Here is a 16,756-nt window from a genome sequence, read left to right as displayed (position 1 = left end):
CGTTTTTTTGGAGTGATTTTATAAATATGGGCGTTCCCGTTAGCCAACGGGCCGTGCTCATACTGCACAGGCATAATCCGTTGGCTAACGGACGGTATCCGCTCCTATCACTAACGCAGCCCCGCGCACTATCGCTAAGATATTTTATACGTCATCACGGTTTTTTTTAGGATTTTCCTGATGGATACTCGCAATGACACTTGATTTTTATAACAGCATTTACACAAGCGTTTCATGTCTCAACTAACCATAGTCACTACCGCCGACGGCTCAAACACTATTTACAATGCCGAAGTTGGCGAGCATTATCACTCGCGCCATGGGGCATTGCAGGAGAGCCTGCATGTGTTTGTTAAATCGGGCTTGCAATATTTCCTGGATCGGAACGACGATGTTAAGGAAGTAAGGATCCTTGAAGTAGGCTTTGGCACTGGTCTAAATTTTTTATTAACTGCCGATGCATGTACCGGTAAGCAAATGCAGCTTAATTATACCGGTATCGAAGCCTACCCTATAAATGCCGGTATGATGGCGCAAACCGGTTATCAGCAATACATCCCTGCACTGCTATGGGAACAATTCAACAGCAATTACCCTGCGGCATTAACAAGTAAAATTGAAATTGATAGTACTACACGGTTGCATATCGCCCACAACAAGCTTCTGGATTTTAAAACAGACGAGCAGTTTGATATTATCTATTTCGACGCGTTTGCCGCTGCCCATCAACCCGAAATGTGGGATGAAGAAGCTATCGGCCATACCGTCAGCTTTTTAAAACCTGGCGGCGTATTTGTTACCTATGCTATCACCGGCAACCTGAAACGCATGCTCAAAAGCCGGGGCTTCAAAGTTGAAAAAGCGCCCGGAGCACCCGGCAAACGCGAAATGCTCAGGGCAGTAAAACTTTAAATCTCTGCCTACAAGAACCGGAAGCCTACGTTAAATTTCAGTGTAAAACCGTTGGTGGTTGGCAATTCGCGGTAAGCAAACTGGCCCTGGGTTGCCGCACTGCGGGTGGCATAAATAATTGGGCCGCCACAAAGTGAAAACGCCAGCCGCGAATTTACAGGGGCGTAATTAAGCGACGGGCCAATCAACAAGCGGGCGCCACCTTCGGCCTCATCAGCTTCCCAAAAACCTTCCAGGTCCTGTCCTACTGCTTCAAAGCCGCCAAAAAGCTGGCCCGAGATATGACGGTGTACCCCAACGCTGGTGATCAAATCCAAACCATCGCGGCTGGTTGCAAATGCTTTTTCAAAGCGAAGATTGGCGCCAAGCTTCCATTTTGATACCTCATATGCTGCAGTTATGCGGCTGAATGCTACGGCATCGCTGTTAAACTCCCTTCTGAAACCCAGGCTTGCCCCGGCCCTGAAGCCCATAGGCTGGGTACCGCCAATAAAATCACGTAATACTTCGGCTTGCTGCAGGGTACGCACGCCACCGTTATTACTAAAACCTGTGCCCAGCATGGCCATCAGGGTAAACTTATTGCCCAGGTACCCCTTGGCCGAAAAATTTTGATCAACACCATCAAACCCAAGCGGTGTAACGGTACGCTCTCCATATCCGCAAACTCCAATTGCGGCCTTGCGGGTTAAGTGTGCTCACGGTGAACAGGAAAGGCTGTGGCTGGCTAAAGGTGCTGTTTGCCGCATCGCCGGCAGGCAGCTGCTGGGCATAGCTTACTTTAAATATCGAAACAAAAAGGAAGATAAACAGGTAAGTTTTTTTCATGATAAAATGTGCTTTCAGATGGTATTAACAATGGGCTAATAAAATTAATTAATGTTAGCTTAAAATTAATGATACAGTAAGTTTTCATTAAAGATGTTATCATACCTTTGCAACATAAGTATTCATTATAAATAATTTATGCCTTTAAAAGCCCCTGAAACTGCCCCTACCGCCTCCATCGCGTTCGACAGACTGCTCATTATCATGGACGACCTGCGGGCCAATTGCCCATGGGACAAAAAGCAAACGCTTGAAAGCCTGCGCCACCTCACCATTGAAGAAACCTACGAGCTAAGCGATGCCATTTTAGGCGGCGATATGCCTGAAATAAAAAAGGAGATTGGCGATATTATGCTGCACCTGGTTTTTTATGCCAAAATAGCTTCCGAAACCAACGACTTTACCATTACCGATGTTTTGAACAGCGTTTGTGATAAGCTCATCAACCGCCACCCGCATATTTACGGCGATGTGGAGGTGCAGAACGAAGAAGATGTAAAACGTAACTGGGAGCAGATCAAGCTTAAAGAGGGCAACAAATCTGTTTTGGGTGGCGTACCGGCTTCCTTACCGGCATTGGTAAAAGCATTGCGCATACAGGAAAAAGCGCGCGGTGTGGGGTTTGACTGGGAGGAGAAAAGCCAGGTTTGGGCAAAAGTTGAGGAAGAGATGCAGGAGTTTAAAAACGAATTCAATGCCGAAGATGAAAGCACTATCGACCATGAAAGGGCCGAAGCCGAATTTGGCGACCTGCTGTTTTCGCTGATCAATTACGCCCGCTTTATCAATATCAACCCGGAAAACGCCCTCGAAAAAACCAACAAAAAATTCATCAAACGCTTTCAGTACCTTGAGCTTAAGGCACAGGAAAACGGCAAACAACTGCACGATATGAGCCTGGCCGAGATGGATGTTTTTTGGGACGAGGCAAAAAAACTATAAAAATATTGTTGACTGGTGTATCGTTTTATTAAAAAGATGCGTAATGGTTAAAAATTGATAACGAGATAAGATTATATGAAACGTAATTTATTTTACCTGCTGCCATTACTGTTAACATTAGGCGTAGCCTGCTCGCCCAAAAATGAGGTTGTTCCGGTTGCCCAACCGCAAGGCAATTTTACCGGAACATTTGGTGCGCTGGTTAAAAAAACAAGCGGTACCGGCTATGATACCGTTCGCGATACAATAGCTTTAAAACTTACTGCGGCATCATTATTCAAAGTAGCTGCCGACACCAGGAAACACGTGGCAAGCTACGGTGGCTTTGTATACAACGGATACTATATCCAGTTTAATGACTCATCGGCGGTAGTACCGGGCGTCAATAAATTTCACCTTAAAGGTGTTTACCAATATTATTATGACGGTAATGTATTTCAATTGCAGAGAAACAGCAACGGCGATACGTTAACGGTTCAATACAATTTGAAGAAAACTAATTAACTACTTTTATTGTTTTAATTACGTTGCCGGTGCCTGCATTGAGGGTACCGGCTTTTTTTGATTACAGCAGCAAATTATCCCGGCAGAATTTTTTTTTATTTTGTATCATTTAACGCTTTTGCTGCGTAAAGGCTTTAAAAACAACATTTAGCGGAACTAAGTACATTTAATGCATCCACCCCCTCGCATTACCGAAGAAGAGATCGTAAGGCAATGCAAAAAAGGCAGCTTAAAACATCAGGAATTGCTGTATAAGCAGTTCTATGGCTATGCTATGGGTATAAGTTTGCGTTACAGTTTAAACCGCGATGATGCCCTTGAAGCTGTAAATGACGCTTTTATAAAAGTGTTTAACGCTATTGGCGGCTACAACATCGATAAGCCGTTTAAAGCCTGGCTCCGCACCATTTTGGTTAACACGGCCATCGACCGCCGGCGCAAAGACCTTAAATTCCAGCTTAATGTTGAATTGGAAAATGCCGCCCCCATCAGGAGTAATATGGGGCCGGTTGATAATTTAAATGTACAGGATATTTTAAAACTGATGGTTGAGCTCCCGGCTATACAACGAACAATTTTTAACATGTATGAGATAGACGGCTATGACCATGACGAAATAGCCACAACGCTCGGCATCCCGGTAAGCTCATCGCGCGTTTACCTGAGCAGGGCGAAAGAAAGATTAAGAAGTATATTAAGAAAAGAAGCACAAAACCATGGATGACCAGTTGGATAACGACTTAAGAGACCGCATCAGGGAAGTGTTTGATAATTACGAAGACACTACTGCTGATGAAGGCTGGCTGCTGCTCAGGGAGAGGTTCCCTGTTCAGGAAAAACAGCGCCGCCCGGTTTACCTATGGTGGGCAAGCGCCGCTGCTGTCCTGTTGTTGTTTTTGAGTATAGGCTTGTGGATAGCATCGAACAAAAATAATGTTAATAATAATGGCCAAACATTTTCGGCTAAACCGGTAAAACCTGCGCTGCCGCAAAGCAACACTGCAGATAGCAACGTTCAAAACGTTACCCCGGTACAGCCTCCTGTAACAACTAAGCAATCACCTGCAACAAACCTTGCAGGCAACAATAACACCCAATCTTCGGCAACAAAACTGAACCCCGCCGGCAACACCCCGGCAAATAAATCAAATGTACTTGCAAAAAATAGCGCTTTAAATAAACCGGCGGGCAATGTAATCGTAAATCAACCGGCAACAACCGTACCCGCGTTTACACCTGTGCCTGCAAATCCTGTAAGTGCAAACCCTGTTAATGGAATTGCCAAAACCGGCATATCTCCTACCGTTCAACCGGCTAATAACGGCATAATCAATGCAACTCCGGCTAAAAAAGCTGATAGTGTAAAATCTGTATTGCAGCAAACCAATACGCAGCAATATGCTAATAACCCTGTTGTACAGCCTCCGGCAAATACCAAACCTGTTACTGCAACCCCGCCTGCTGTTCCATCGGTAGTAAAAGTTAAGCCAAAGATCAACTCTATGGAATCTTTGCTTGCCAGTGATCAGGAGCAGCCTAAAAAACCTGATATGGAAGTAAACGAGCGCAGGGTAAAATTCAGTGTTTACGCTGCTACATTCTTTAACTATGCCAAGGGTAGCCAAAACCAGGTAAATGCCGGTGCCGGCTTTACATCGGATATTAAGCTGAGCAAAAACCTCAAACTTTCAACAGGTTTGGCCTTGGCCCAAAACACACTTAATTATAATAAAAGTCAACCCTCAAATGGTGCGGCTGCGGTGTCATTTTCGCCATCATTAAGCACAGCCTATAATACAATGGCCGATTTTAGTAAAGTATCGTCCACACCTTCATTTAAAAACTACAGTGCTAACCTCATCGGTCTTGACATCCCTGTTAACCTTAAGTATGAATTTAATCCGCAAAAAAATGATACTTATATTTCTGCCGGTTTAAGTTCGGGCACCTTTATTAATGAAGCCTACACAGCAAGTTACAGTTACCCGGGACTGGCGCAGGCTGCCGGTGTACAGCCGCAAACATCCGATGAAACAACGCACAAAAGCTTCAATAGCTTTTATTTTGCCAAAACCCTGAATGTGGCATTTGGTATTGGCTATCCCCTGGGTAAAAGCAACAAGCTAATTATTGAACCATTTTTGAAATACCCGCTTGACGGCCTTGGCTCACAGCAGATAAAATTTGGAGCAGGCGGTTTAAACCTGAAACTGAACTTTACAACACATAAAAAATGAAAAAGTACCTTGTTATCCTTACCCCGTTAATGCTTAGCGGGCTGCAGCTCTGCGCCCAAAAATTAGAAGTTTCTGTACAGGCCAACACCGGCTTATTTCATTTTGCAGGTAAGTCAGCAACAGCTACCACCCAGGTATTACAGGGCTCAACCACCGGCGATCCGATGAACCGTGCCAATAACCCATATGGCAGCAAAAATGGCTTTAGTTACGGCGGCGGCATCCAGGTTCAAACGGTATCAAAAGGCGGGTTTATAGTTGGGCTGCAGGGTGGTTATGAATTATTAAGGAGCAAAGCCGAAGTTAATAAATATACACCGATCATTCTTAATCCAACGGAATACAATATAATAGCCAACGACGCAAGCTTCGCGGTAACGGGCCATGTTGCTTTACAAAATCAAAGTATTAATTTTAATCCGTATATCGGCTATCGCTTTCGGCTTAACAAAGTTAAACTTGATATTTTACCGGGGATGGACATCGGTCTGATATTGGATACCAGGGATAAGGGCGAGGTAAAAGACAAAGAAGGCAAGATTTATAAAGTTGACTACAAAAGAAGCAAAGCCCCAGCCGATGTTCGGTTACGCCTTGGCGCGGCGGCCAGTTACGGCCGCTATGGCTTAAATGCAAGCTTTGCCCACGGAGTTAGCAATTATATGAAAGACATGGTAGGTGATGCCTCGTTTAACGCGCATAGTGAATATTTTAGGTTGGGATTAAGCTACAGGTTGTTGTAAATTAACTTAACGTCGCAATAAAGAAACAGGAGGCACCTCCGGAGCCAATGTTTCCATTAAAAAAGGCTATAAACATGTTACTCCTACGGAGTTTGAAAAATTTCAGATCACAACTCCGTAGGAGTAACATGTGTCTCGTCCTAAAAAAAGTTTACATTTTATGAGATAGTCCTGTTATGTATTTACAAGTGTAGTGATGTCCTGTGATACGTTTACAATGTTAGTGTTTTTGCGATAATAGTTCTTCCACAATTTTTGAGGTAGCAAGCTTTTATCATGCACATGTTGGGGCGTTAGCAGACCGATACTGAAGTGTGGCCGGTGTTTGTTATACAACTCGATAGCTCTATCCAGTAATTGTTTTGCTTGTTGCTTATTCTCAGGCCGGTGATGCTTAAGATATTCTTCTTTAAGAATGCCGTTCATTCGTTCAGCAACGGCATTCTCTAATGGGTCACCGTTCTCGGTCATACTGATCTTGATGTATCTGTCCTGTAATAGCTTTACATAGCTTTCTGTGCAATATTGCACTCCCCGGTCCGAGTGATGTATAAGTGCCTCCGGCAATTGTTCAGGCAGGTCTTTTAAAGCCATTTTCAAGGCCTGTATCGTTTCGATCGTTTCTAAGGTATCAGCCAAATGATAGCCAACTACTTTGTGCGAATAAGCGTCCGTTATCAAACTGATGTACAAATGTTCTTCTTTTACTTTCCAGTAGGTGATATCGCTTACCCACAGTTGGTTAGGCCTGACGACCTCCAGGCTGCGTATGATATTCGGCCATCTGTTGAACCGGTGACCCGACCAGGTCGTCACATGCCGCCTGCGGCGTTTCTTTACTAACAGTCCATTAGCTGACAACAGGTCGAACAGTGCATCCCGTCCCATTTTAATGCCATGATCAAGCAAAAAAGGGTGCAGCTTTTCATAAAGCTTCCTGCCACCCATTGCCCGGTGGTCTTGGCGAATGCTGACAACCTCCTGCAATATAAGTGTATCCTCTATTCCAGATGCTTCTTGTTGCCAAAAGTGCTGATAATAGGCCTGGCGGGTAATACCAAGTAACCGACATAATCGTACAAGGCTGATCCTTGTATACATGTCTTTCATCTCATGGATCACTTGGTATCCGACTTTTTTCGGATAGGAATATTAAGATCACGTTCAGCAATCTCGATCATACGCTTGTACATTTCACTGCGAAGCTGCTCATCTTCAAGCTGACGTTCGAGTTCTTTGATGCGTTGTTGTTCTTGCGACAAGGCACCTGTAGGCGGATCTTTATGGGGCTTCTTTGCGGGCAAGGATAGTGGTTTTACTGATGACAAATATCTGTCTTTTTCCGAAACTTCTGCATAACCTAACTTCTGCATCCAACGCGTTATGCCACTATGTATCTTGATATCATATTTCCTCAACAACGCCTTTTGACTAACACTGCCAGCCAAATACTCTTTGATAACTGAATGCTTAAATTCAAGTGAATAATGTCCTTTTCCATCAATAATGATCTTTTCCATGTAGTTTATTTTTGTGTAAACTCATTTCAGGACAAGACAATGTTTATAGGAAAAATCAAATGAAACCAGGCTCCGTAGGTGCCTCCTGTCAGCCATTTGATTATAACCAGGCTGGTTAAACTTATTTAAACTGGATAGCCTTTACCGGCGAGATCCTGCTTACCAGCGTTGATGGAATGATAAGGACCAGCAGACAAATGATCAGCGTGCCAATATTGAGGGCAACAATATCAAAAACATTAAACTCAACAGGCACAAAGGTCATATAATAGGAAGCCTGGTCCAATTGGAAAAAATGCGTGTACATCTGGAAATATCCCAGGCCTATTCCCAGTAAATTACCCAGCAGCAGTCCTAACCCTATCAGGTAGCTGGCATTGATCAGGAAGATTTTGCGGATAGCCCAGTTGGATGCCCCCATGGCTTTGAGCATCCCAATCATAGCGGTTCGTTCAAGGATCATGATCAGCAAGGCCGATATCATATTGATTACGGCAACCGCTACCATCAATACCAGCATCACTATCGAATTAACATCGAGCAGGTTGAGCCATTCAAATATGGTAGGATAATCTTCTTCAATGGTATACTCTTTCAATTTTACAGGCAAAACAGTCTCGAGCGCATAGGCAGCTTCATTGATATGATCAAAATCGGCTACGCGTAGTTCATACTGGCCTATCTCGTTCGGCTTCCAGTCGTTAAGGCGGTTAATGAGCGATAAGGCACCGATTACAAAGGTTTTATCAACCTCTTCAACCCCGATGTTAAAAATGCCTTTTATTTTAAACTGGCGTTTACGCAATGGCTCCTGCACAAAATACATCAGCAGCTTATCCCCTACTTTCAGTTTAAGCCTGTCGGCCGTTGTTTGGGAAATCATGATCTCCTTTTGCGCCTCAACCGAATCGGCAAAACTGATCACCTCGCCGGCAACCATCATTTTTTTAAAGTAGCTCCAGTCGTAGTTTTTGTCAACGCCCTTAAGTACCACACCTTCAATTTCGTTATTGGCCTTAACAATGCCCGGTTTGGTAGCCACCGGCATTACATGGGTAATAAACGGGCTTTTGAGCGCGCGCTTAACAAATTCGCTATCAGCAGGAAATGAGGAACTTTGGTAAGAGTTATTCAGGTCGAACTTTACTACACGGATATCGCCGGCAAAGCCACGAACTTTATTGCGGATTTCGTGTTTAAACCCTTTAACGATAGCAAGTGACAGTATCATTACACCAAGGCCCAGCATAATGCCTATAATTGCAATACGCACTATCAGTTTTGAAAATGTGCGTTTTGATTTAAATGTTATACGGGCTGATATAAAGGAGGCGAAACTCAATGCAGACTGATTTTTTGTACCTTCGCAAATATGCGGTTTTGCTGTTAAACCTGCTACTTTTAAAATTGTTTCAACTCAATATTTTATGAATAAGATTTGTGCTTTTTTACGATTTGCCCTTATAACAGTTTTACTTGCAAACACGGCATGCAGCCAGGCAACTGATTGTAAAAGCTGCAAGACGGCATCCATCCAAAAAAACAAAAAAAACAGCCCCATTATTCCCGGGGCCGATCAAGTTTCGCAATATATTAACTATCTTAAGGGGAAAAATATAGGGATGGTTATTAATCAAACTTCGGTTATTGGTAAAAATTTAACTGCCAGTGTAGATAGTTTGGTGCATTTAGGGGTAAGCGTAAAAAAAATCTTCGGCCCTGAGCATGGTTTCAGGGGCAATGCCAGCAACGGCGCTACCGTTGGCGACACTAAAGACCCTAAAACCGGTTTATCTGTAATATCGCTGTACGGTAACAAGCATTACAAACCAACCCCTGCTGATTTGAAGGGCATCGACCTCATGATATTTGATATACAGGATGTTGGCGTACGCTTTTACACTTATATCTCAACCCTGCATTATTTAATGGAGGCCTGTGCCGAAAACAATGTAGAGCTCATGATATTTGACCGCCCAAACCCCAACGGTTATTTAATTGACGGCCCAATCCTGGATACGGTTAACCGCTCATTTGTGGGCATGCACCCTATCCCTATTGCCCATGGTATGACTATTGGCGAATACGCCCAAATGATAAACGGTGAAGGCTGGTTAAAAAATGGGGTTAAATGCAAGCTGAAGATCATTAAAGTGGCTAATTATAAACATAATTTGCCTTATACCTTACCCGTAAACCCTTCGCCCAACTTAAATACGCCTATATCGATTTTATTATATCCGAGTACCTGCTTATTTGAAGGCACAACATTTAGCCTGGGCAGGGGTACACTCTTCCCCTTTGCCGTGCTGGGGCACCCGGCGCTGAAGGGGAAATACAGTTTTTCGTTCACGCCAAAAAGTATCCCGGGTATGAGCGAGAACCCACCGCAGAAAGACCAGGAATGTTTTGGCATCAATCTGCAAAATATTCCGCCAACTGATATCACCGGTACAGGTGTTATTAATTTGAAATGGCTCCTGGAGTTATATAACGCCTTCCCCGACAAGGACCATTTCTTTAATGCCTATTTTATAAAGCTTACAGGTACAGCCGAACTAAGGAAACAAATTGAAACCGGCAAAACCGAAGAAGAGATCCGTGCCGGCTGGCAACCCGGACTAACTAAGTTTAAAGCCACACGCAAAAAATATTTACTATACGAATAACAAAATAAAGCACATCTAATACCTAAACATACTATGAGAATTATATTTATGGGGACCCCCCAGTTTGCCGTTGCCTCGTTAGACGCTTTAATTAAAGCCGGCAGTGATATCGTTGCTGTTGTTACAGCGCCTGATAAACCGGCCGGAAGGGGGCAAAAAGTTAGTGAATCGGCTGTTAAACAATATGCTGTAGCTAATGGTTTAAAAGTGCTCCAACCCGAAAAACTTAAGAATGAAAACTTTATTGCCGAATTAAAAGCCTTGAAAGCCGATCTGCAGGTTGTAGTAGCCTTCAGGATGCTGCCCGAAGCTGTTTGGAATATGCCTGCCAAAGGCACTATAAATTTACACGCCTCCTTGTTGCCTCAATACCGCGGCGCCGCGCCAATTAACTGGGCGCTGATTAACGGCGAAAAGGAAAGCGGCGTTACTACCTTCTTTTTAAAACATGATATTGATACCGGTAACATCCTGTTTACCGAAAAAATAACCCTTACAGGCCATGAAGATGCCGGCGAACTGCATGACCGCCTGATGAACAAAGGTGCCGGATTATTGGTAAAAACAGTTAAAGCGGTTGAAAGCGGCCGTTACAACGAACACCCGCAATCGCAATTAGCTGAAGGAACAGAATTAAAACACGCACCAAAGATTTTTAAGGATGATTGCCGGATTGACTGGACACAGCCGGCCTTGTCTATTTATAACAAAATTCGCGGCCTGAGCCCGGTGCCAACCGCTTATACCGAGCTTAATGGCAAAAGCCTGAAGGTTTATGCATCTGAATATCAATTATCAGAACCAGCCATACAACCCGGCGGCTTTTTAACCGACAATAAAACCTATCTGAAATTTGCCGCTAAGGATGGTTTTGTATTGCTAAAAGACATTCAATTAGAAGGCAAGAAACGGATGGGTATTGAGGATTTTTTGAGGGGCGTGAAGTTGTAAGAACCCCCTCGCAGAACATCAGGGTCCTCTTCGAGAGACCCTGATGGGACAGAAAAGGCAAGAAACGTATGGATATTGAGGATTTTTTGAGGGGAGTTAAATTGTAAGAGAATCCTCGCAGTACATCAGGGTCCTCAACGAGAGGCCCTGATGGGACAAAACTTGTTTCAGCACCTCACTCGCTAAGCGGCCATACCAAGCAAAGCGGTTACCTGTCCTATGGGGTGCCGAAATAAATTCGGCATGACGATAGGCATATGTTATCTTTCCTTCAGAGCCAGCCGGATTTAAAACTCGCAATCACGTGATGAAGAATGAGTCAGCGTGCTCTTCGTTTTCTACATGAAAACAGTTTACTTTTTCACCTCATAACCATTATTGCTCCTATCCACATCCGGATAGACCTTATCCGGATCAATAGCAACTTTTACAACAGCTGCTTTTTTATCACCGGTAAAAGTATAAACGCTGCTATACTCCCAAATTTCAACCGGGAATTCACGATGTTCTGTTGAGCCATCGGCATAGGTTATTTCAACTATTAGCGGCATGGCAGCTTTATCCATATTTTCAATGGTGATGTTGGGTTGAGCACCAACCGAACTTTCCACTTTGGTTATCTTTTGATCGAGACGATAATTTTCCAGAAACATCGATTTCCAGAACCAGGTCAGGTCTTCACCGGCCGAACTATCCATACTCCTAAAAAAGTCCCATGGGGTTGGATGTTTATAGGCCCAATCACGAATGTATTTTCTGAAGGCACGGTCAAAGCGCTCCTGACCTAAAATCTGGTTTCGCAAAAGTGCTAAGGAATAAGCCACCTTTTGATACTGCAACGGATATACCTGGTTACCAGGCAAAGCATCGGGCCGGGTAACGATAGGCAATAACTTTTCTGAAAACAGGGAATCAAGCGGACTGTCGATCTCCGTATAACCTATAAATTCACCCTTGTTAAAAACTTTGGCAGCTATTTTATCAATGAACATATTAAACCCTTCGTCCATCCAGGCGTATTTGCGCTCATTGCTGCCCACAACCATCGGGAACCAGGTATGCCCAAGTTCATGATTTACTACTGCAAAGTACATATTGCCGGTGTCTTTTGCCGAACAAAAAACCATACCAGGATACTCCATGCCATCAAGGTTTGAGGCTACGTTAACCGCTTTATTATAAGGGTATGGGAACCATTTCTCCGAAAAATGCTGCAAAGTAAATTTGATATATTCTGACGAACGCTTCCAGCTGTTTTGCTTCTCCGATTCAATGGGGTATAATGAGCTGCCCATTATCCTTTTACCATCAACAAGCTTAAAACTCAAAGCCTCCCAAACAAATGAACGCGAGGCAGTCCAGGCAAAATCACGGGCATTATCCAGTTTAAACTTCCATGTACAGGTTGTTTTAGCAGGTCTCGACGACGGATCGGTTACTTCCTTTGCCGTGCGGATCTGCACGGGTAAATCACTTTGTTTGGCTGCTTGCCAGCGCTTTAATGCAGATGGCGTTAGCACTTCTTCAGGATTAAGTAAATCGCCCGAGCTTTCAACAAGAAGGCCTGCAGGCACTGTGATGTTAACCCTGAAATTGCCATACTCGAGGTAAAACTCACCATTGCCCAAATAAGGTAGCGTGTTCCATCCTTCTATGTCATCTAACACGCACATCCTGGGGTACCATTGTGCTACTGCATAAATATTGCCGTTTTTGGTTGGGAGGATATCGGTTCGATTAACCAGGAAATCGGCATTTTTATAATTTACCGGGAAGTTATACCGATAGCGGATGCTAAAGCTTATGGCCTGCCCGCTTAAAAGGGGCTGTGAAAGTTCAAGCTGCATGTGGGTATCATAAATATGATATTTAATATTCCCGCTTTTATTGCCTGCAAGCCGTACACCTTCTACCTGGTACCCGCCGTCGGGAGTAGTTTTTTCAGGATCCTGGTAAAGGAACAATTTGGATTGGATCCCCCGCGAATCTTTTTTAAATACATTTTGCTCCAATTGTAACCACAAGGCAGAAAGTGTCTTCGGGCTATTGTTGGTGTAGGTAATGGTAGCAGTGCCGGTAATTACATTGGTTTTATCGTCAAGAGCTACATCAATTGCATAATCGGCTTTGTTTTGCCAGTAAGCAGGTCCCGGTTCGCCGGTGGCGGTACGGTATGGATTGCCCGGAGGCAGTAAGGGCAGGGCTGGGAACAGATCAGCAGGACGGTATTTTGTTTGGGCTGAGGTGATGTGAGCAATAAATAATAACAGACCGGCTATGATGAATTTTATGTTTTGTAGGGGTTTTAACATATTAATAATTAATAAACGGGGATTTGAAATTTTTACTGCTCAATATAACAAAAGTTGATGATCTGTAAAACGTGTTTTGTAGAGGCGCATTACATGCGGCTCCCATAGGACAAAGTATCAGACAAATTAATTTATTCGTAATTTGCATACGGAAGACGCATGTGATGCGTCTCTACGAAGAAAACTGCTGCACTCTTTAGCGCAAGTCTTGAGCGGAGAAATGCGCGTTTGGAGACTTGTGCTATCTGCAGGCACAAGTGAGCATGTACACGGGCCATCGCTCAACACTTGCGCCAATAATGCACTCTTTAGCGCAAGTCTTGAGCGGAGGAATGCGCGTTTGGAGACTTGGGCTGTATCGTCCTAAAATAAGTTTACAGTTTAATTGATTAATCCTGCTATAGGTTTACATTATTGATTAGTCCTAAAATAGGTTTACAGATTGACATTTTTTGAATTATAATAACTTTTCCAATTTCGCTGTACAGATAGGTTATTTTGATGTACGATCTCAGGTGTAAGCATATTGCAACTCATGTGAGGCCTTAGCTTATTATAAGTGTTTACAGACTTAGCTAAAAGTTCCATAACCTGGTTTTTATCATTAAGTATATGATGTTCCAGGTACTCCTGTTTCATTATTCCATTTATCCGTTCCGCTACTGCGTTCTCTAAAGGGTCTCCGTTTTCGGTCATGCTGATGATTATTTCATTGTCCTGTAATAGCTTTACATAATCATAGCTACAGTACTGAACACCTCTGTCTGAATGATGTATTAAGCCAGTCAAAGGCTGGTCACTTTCTTTAATGGCCATTTGTAAAGCACTAAGTGTGTGAACTGCATCCAGTGTATCAGCGGCATGATAGCCGACGATCTTTTTACTATAGGCATCCGTTATAAAACTGATATAAACGAATCCCTTCTTTGTCCTGTAGTAAGTGATATCTGACACCCATATTTCGTTCACTTTAGTCGGAATAATTTCTCTTATGCAATTAGGATATTTTCTTAGCCAATGAAAAGATTGAGTAGTATGTATGCGCCGCCTTTTCTTTCTAACTAACAAGTAGTGAGCAGCAAGCAGATCAAAAAGCGCATCCCTGCCCATTTTTATCCGGTGCTCAAGCAAAAAAGGCTGCAGCAAAACATAGAGTTTTTTACCGCCAATAATCGGATGTATGGCCCTTATTGCCCGGACCTCATTTAATAATATTTCCTGCTCAAAGCTTATCGCTTCTGTCTCCCAAAAATGCTGGTAATAGGCCTGCCGGGTAACTCCAAGTAAACAACAGCACTTCACCAGGCTCATCCCAGGGTAGCTGTCTTTAATCTCACGGATTACTTGGTATCGGACTTTTTTCGGATATTGATCTTAAGATCTCTTTCGGCCACTTCTATCATTTTACGATAAAGCTCCTTCTCCAGCAATGCATCTTCAAGTTGCTTTTTTAATAACTTAATTGATGCGCTGTTTTCGGCCGGGACATCCTGATCTTTCTTGGTTGGCATATCATTCGAAGATACATAAATTGTTTTCTTCATCTCCAATCCGAATGATTTGAGCCAAAACGCAATACGGCTATTGCCTAATTTGTATTTCCTTTCAATCGTTGTTCGGCTTTCCTGACCTTCTAAATATTCTTGACAAACTTTACGCTTAAACTCCTCGCTGTACTGGCTTTGCCATTTGCTGCCATACACTTTTGAATATCTTTCCATTTTTGTTTACTGTTGTGTAAACCTATTTTAGGACAAGACAGGCTGTCAGCAGGCACAAGTGAGCATGTACACGGGCCATCGCTCAACACTTGCGCCAATAATGGTGATGCGTATCTACGGAGAAAACTGTTATCCGCCCAAAACCTCCATCACGGCAGCAGCTTTCAATAAACATTCTTCATATTCATTTTCGGCAGTGGCGTGGTAAGTAATAGCCCCACCTGCGTGAAACGAAAGGTATTTGTTTGAGGAATTATAAAGCAACGACCGGATCACCACATTAAAATCAAAATCACCATCGGGACTAAAATAGCCTATTGCACCTGAATACACCCCTCGCTTGCTACGCTCGTATTGTTCCATTAATTGCATGCAGCTAACCTTGGGTGCTCCGGTCATGCTGCCCATGGGGAATGTGTTTTTGATAGCCTGTACATTTGATAAGCCCTCCTGTATTTCACAAACCACGGTCGAGATCATCTGGTGTACCTGCTTAAAACTGTAAATGCCAAACAGCTCTTCGGTTTTAACCGTACCTGGTTTGGCCGATCTGGTTAAATCATTTCTCACCAGGTCAACAACCATTACGTTTTCCTGCAGTTCTTTGGGATGGCTGCGCAGGCCTTGTTTGGCCTGTTCATCGGCTTCAATATCATCCATCCTCTTAGCCGTACCTTTTATGGGTTGCGAGATGAGTTTACTTCCGCGTTTAGCCAAAAAGCGTTCGGGTGAGGCGCCGAGAATGTAGTTTCCATTCCATTTAAAAAAAGTTGAGAAAGGATTGGGTGACACCTCATTGAGTTTCATGAATATGTTAAGCGGATCAGGAAGCACGTTCTCTGCAAAAAACTCCTGGCAAAAGTTGGTCACGTAAATATCGCCGCGGCTGATATGTTCCTTTATTTTATTAACCGTATCAATGTACTCCTGCCTGCTAAACCGTGGCTTTAGGCTGATGGCAAGTTGCTGACCTGCAGCAGATGATTCCTGCTCATTGATGGCTTTTATAACGAGGTGTGGCTCATTGGCAATAATTTCCACCTCATTGCCTTTAATAAAGACGAGGTATTCAGGAACAAAGAAATACAGGTCGGGAAATTTCAAACCATCGGGATTGGAGGACGTAAGCGCTTCAATTTCATTTTTAAGGTCATAACCCAGGAAGCCGGTTATCCAGCCAGGGTTACTTTTCCTGAACTGATCAAGCTGATCAAATGCGTTGCCTGCACTTGCAGTGAGTTTGGCACGTGCTCCTGCAGCAATCAGCGTATCAAATTTGGAATAGGGATCGGTGAAACCATTTGAATCGAGGTAACATAGCGTATCAAAAGCTGCAGCCCATTGCAACGCCTTTTTCCTGAATCCCGGCAGATCATTAACCTGTACTATCACCCTGCAAAAATAACCAAGTAAATGA

17 protein-coding genes are annotated in these 16,756 nt (G+C 43.5%); 8 read left to right on the top strand and 9 right to left on the bottom strand.

From position 1 onward, the window contains the following. Positions 1 to 234 precede the first annotated feature (234 nt). Positions 235 to 912, top strand: a complete 678-nt coding sequence (mnmD, locus tag SNE26_RS01165) for a tRNA (5-methylaminomethyl-2-thiouridine)(34)-methyltransferase MnmD (RefSeq protein ID WP_321557562.1) — start codon at positions 235 to 237, stop codon at positions 910 to 912. An 8-nt stretch (positions 913 to 920) separates the two neighbouring features. On the opposite strand, the gene SNE26_RS01160 is transcribed toward mnmD, so the two are convergent. Together SNE26_RS01160 and SNE26_RS01155 are read right to left on the bottom strand one after the other, a co-directional pair. After that, positions 921 to 1,481, bottom strand: a complete 561-nt coding sequence (locus SNE26_RS01160; RefSeq protein WP_321557561.1) for a hypothetical protein — start codon at positions 1,479 to 1,481, stop codon at positions 921 to 923. Between the two features lie 55 nt (positions 1,482 to 1,536). After that, positions 1,537 to 1,740: a hypothetical protein gene (locus tag SNE26_RS01155; protein WP_321557560.1), complete on the bottom strand. Its 204-nt coding sequence runs from the start codon at positions 1,738 to 1,740 to the stop codon at positions 1,537 to 1,539. A 138-nt stretch (positions 1,741 to 1,878) separates the two neighbouring features. On the opposite strand from SNE26_RS01155, the gene mazG reads away from it, so the two are divergent. The 5 genes from mazG to SNE26_RS01130 all read left to right on the top strand — a co-directional run bounded on the left by mazG (position 1,879) and on the right by SNE26_RS01130 (position 6,166). Continuing rightward, on the top strand, positions 1,879 to 2,682 hold the full coding sequence (gene mazG / locus SNE26_RS01150) for a nucleoside triphosphate pyrophosphohydrolase (RefSeq protein WP_321557559.1): 804 nt from the start codon (positions 1,879 to 1,881) through the stop codon (positions 2,680 to 2,682). A 75-nt stretch (positions 2,683 to 2,757) separates the two neighbouring features. Beyond that, the gene (locus SNE26_RS01145; protein ID WP_321557558.1) at positions 2,758 to 3,186 is read left to right on the top strand and encodes a hypothetical protein; all 429 of its coding nucleotides are present in this window, start codon (positions 2,758 to 2,760) and stop codon (positions 3,184 to 3,186) included. A 169-nt stretch (positions 3,187 to 3,355) separates the two neighbouring features. Then, positions 3,356 to 3,910 carry an RNA polymerase sigma factor gene (locus SNE26_RS01140; RefSeq protein ID WP_090528126.1) on the top strand — a complete coding sequence of 185 codons (555 nt, stop codon included), beginning with the start codon at positions 3,356 to 3,358 and terminating at the stop codon, positions 3,908 to 3,910. Continuing rightward, positions 3,903 to 5,423 carry a hypothetical protein gene (locus SNE26_RS01135; RefSeq protein WP_321557557.1) on the top strand — a complete coding sequence of 507 codons (1,521 nt, stop codon included), beginning with the start codon at positions 3,903 to 3,905 and terminating at the stop codon, positions 5,421 to 5,423. Before SNE26_RS01140 ends, SNE26_RS01135 begins: the two co-directional genes overlap by 8 nt. Continuing rightward, complete coding sequence (locus SNE26_RS01130; protein WP_321557556.1) at positions 5,420 to 6,166, top strand: outer membrane beta-barrel protein; 747 nt, start codon at positions 5,420 to 5,422, stop codon at positions 6,164 to 6,166. Before SNE26_RS01135 ends, SNE26_RS01130 begins: the two co-directional genes overlap by 4 nt. A 174-nt stretch (positions 6,167 to 6,340) precedes the next feature. Here the strand turns inward: SNE26_RS01130 and SNE26_RS01125 are convergent, their stop codons facing one another. The 3 genes from SNE26_RS01125 to SNE26_RS01115 form a co-directional block, all read right to left on the bottom strand. Beyond that, complete coding sequence (locus SNE26_RS01125; RefSeq protein ID WP_321554647.1) at positions 6,341 to 7,276, bottom strand: IS3 family transposase; 936 nt, start codon at positions 7,274 to 7,276, stop codon at positions 6,341 to 6,343. Positions 7,277 to 7,284: 8 nt separating this feature from the next. Further along, positions 7,285 to 7,686, bottom strand: a complete 402-nt coding sequence (locus tag SNE26_RS01120) for a hypothetical protein (protein WP_321555051.1) — start codon at positions 7,684 to 7,686, stop codon at positions 7,285 to 7,287. A 121-nt stretch (positions 7,687 to 7,807) separates the two neighbouring features. Then, positions 7,808 to 8,959 carry an FtsX-like permease family protein gene (locus SNE26_RS01115; protein ID WP_321557555.1) on the bottom strand — a complete coding sequence of 384 codons (1,152 nt, stop codon included), beginning with the start codon at positions 8,957 to 8,959 and terminating at the stop codon, positions 7,808 to 7,810. A gap of 349 nt (positions 8,960 to 9,308) precedes the next feature. On the opposite strand from SNE26_RS01115, the gene SNE26_RS01110 reads away from it, so the two are divergent. Continuing rightward, on the top strand, positions 9,309 to 10,355 hold the full coding sequence (locus SNE26_RS01110; RefSeq protein ID WP_321557554.1) for a DUF1343 domain-containing protein: 1,047 nt from the start codon (positions 9,309 to 9,311) through the stop codon (positions 10,353 to 10,355). Positions 10,356 to 10,388: 33 nt separating this feature from the next. Beyond that, positions 10,389 to 11,306 (top strand): methionyl-tRNA formyltransferase, encoded by a 918-nt coding sequence (gene fmt, locus SNE26_RS01105; protein WP_321557553.1) that lies wholly within the window; start codon positions 10,389 to 10,391, stop codon positions 11,304 to 11,306. 353 nt (positions 11,307 to 11,659) lie between these two features. Here fmt and SNE26_RS01100 read toward each other — a convergent pair whose 3' ends face one another. The 4 genes from SNE26_RS01100 to SNE26_RS01085 all read right to left on the bottom strand — a co-directional run bounded on the left by SNE26_RS01100 (position 11,660) and on the right by SNE26_RS01085 (position 16,731). Further along, entirely contained in the window at positions 11,660 to 13,618 is a 1,959-nt protein-coding gene (locus SNE26_RS01100; protein WP_321557552.1) for a M1 family metallopeptidase, read from the bottom strand. 435 nt (positions 13,619 to 14,053) lie between these two features. Then, the gene (locus SNE26_RS01095; protein WP_321554928.1) at positions 14,054 to 14,929 is read right to left on the bottom strand and encodes an IS3 family transposase; all 876 of its coding nucleotides are present in this window, start codon (positions 14,927 to 14,929) and stop codon (positions 14,054 to 14,056) included. A gap of 29 nt (positions 14,930 to 14,958) precedes the next feature. Beyond that, a complete protein-coding gene (locus SNE26_RS01090; protein WP_321554927.1) occupies positions 14,959 to 15,339 on the bottom strand; it encodes a hypothetical protein in 381 nt (126 codons plus the stop codon). 129 nt (positions 15,340 to 15,468) lie between these two features. Further along, the gene (locus SNE26_RS01085; RefSeq protein WP_321557551.1) at positions 15,469 to 16,731 is read right to left on the bottom strand and encodes an anthranilate synthase component I family protein; all 1,263 of its coding nucleotides are present in this window, start codon (positions 16,729 to 16,731) and stop codon (positions 15,469 to 15,471) included. Between the last annotated feature and the right edge of the window lie 25 nt (positions 16,732 to 16,756).

Origin of the sequence: Mucilaginibacter sp. cycad4, assembly GCF_034263275.1 — a bacterium.
Taxonomy (GTDB): domain Bacteria; phylum Bacteroidota; class Bacteroidia; order Sphingobacteriales; family Sphingobacteriaceae; genus Mucilaginibacter.
Note: the sequence above shows the minus strand (reverse complement) of the source record. Positions and strands in the feature narration are given on the sequence as shown.

Excerpts from the sequence above, each read along its gene's own strand:
- mnmD (WP_321557562.1), top strand. The coding sequence starts at position 235 with ATGTCTCAACTAACCATAGTCACTACCGCCGACGGCTCAAACACTATT.
- SNE26_RS01160 (WP_321557561.1), bottom strand. The coding sequence starts at position 1,481 with ATGGCCATGCTGGGCACAGGTTTTAGTAATAACGGTGGCGTGCGTACC.
- SNE26_RS01155 (WP_321557560.1), bottom strand. The coding sequence starts at position 1,740 with ATGAAAAAAACTTACCTGTTTATCTTCCTTTTTGTTTCGATATTTAAA.
- mazG (WP_321557559.1), top strand. The coding sequence starts at position 1,879 with ATGCCTTTAAAAGCCCCTGAAACTGCCCCTACCGCCTCCATCGCGTTC.
- SNE26_RS01145 (WP_321557558.1), top strand. The coding sequence starts at position 2,758 with ATGAAACGTAATTTATTTTACCTGCTGCCATTACTGTTAACATTAGGC.
- SNE26_RS01140 (WP_090528126.1), top strand. The coding sequence starts at position 3,356 with ATGCATCCACCCCCTCGCATTACCGAAGAAGAGATCGTAAGGCAATGC.
- SNE26_RS01135 (WP_321557557.1), top strand. The coding sequence starts at position 3,903 with ATGGATGACCAGTTGGATAACGACTTAAGAGACCGCATCAGGGAAGTG.
- SNE26_RS01130 (WP_321557556.1), top strand. The coding sequence starts at position 5,420 with ATGAAAAAGTACCTTGTTATCCTTACCCCGTTAATGCTTAGCGGGCTG.
- SNE26_RS01125 (WP_321554647.1), bottom strand. The coding sequence starts at position 7,276 with ATGAAAGACATGTATACAAGGATCAGCCTTGTACGATTATGTCGGTTA.
- SNE26_RS01120 (WP_321555051.1), bottom strand. The coding sequence starts at position 7,686 with ATGGAAAAGATCATTATTGATGGAAAAGGACATTATTCACTTGAATTT.
- SNE26_RS01110 (WP_321557554.1), top strand. The coding sequence starts at position 9,309 with ATGGTTATTAATCAAACTTCGGTTATTGGTAAAAATTTAACTGCCAGT.
- fmt (WP_321557553.1), top strand. The coding sequence starts at position 10,389 with ATGAGAATTATATTTATGGGGACCCCCCAGTTTGCCGTTGCCTCGTTA.
- SNE26_RS01100 (WP_321557552.1), bottom strand. The coding sequence starts at position 13,618 with ATGTTAAAACCCCTACAAAACATAAAATTCATCATAGCCGGTCTGTTA.
- SNE26_RS01095 (WP_321554928.1), bottom strand. The coding sequence starts at position 14,929 with ATGAGCCTGGTGAAGTGCTGTTGTTTACTTGGAGTTACCCGGCAGGCC.
- SNE26_RS01090 (WP_321554927.1), bottom strand. The coding sequence starts at position 15,339 with ATGGAAAGATATTCAAAAGTGTATGGCAGCAAATGGCAAAGCCAGTAC.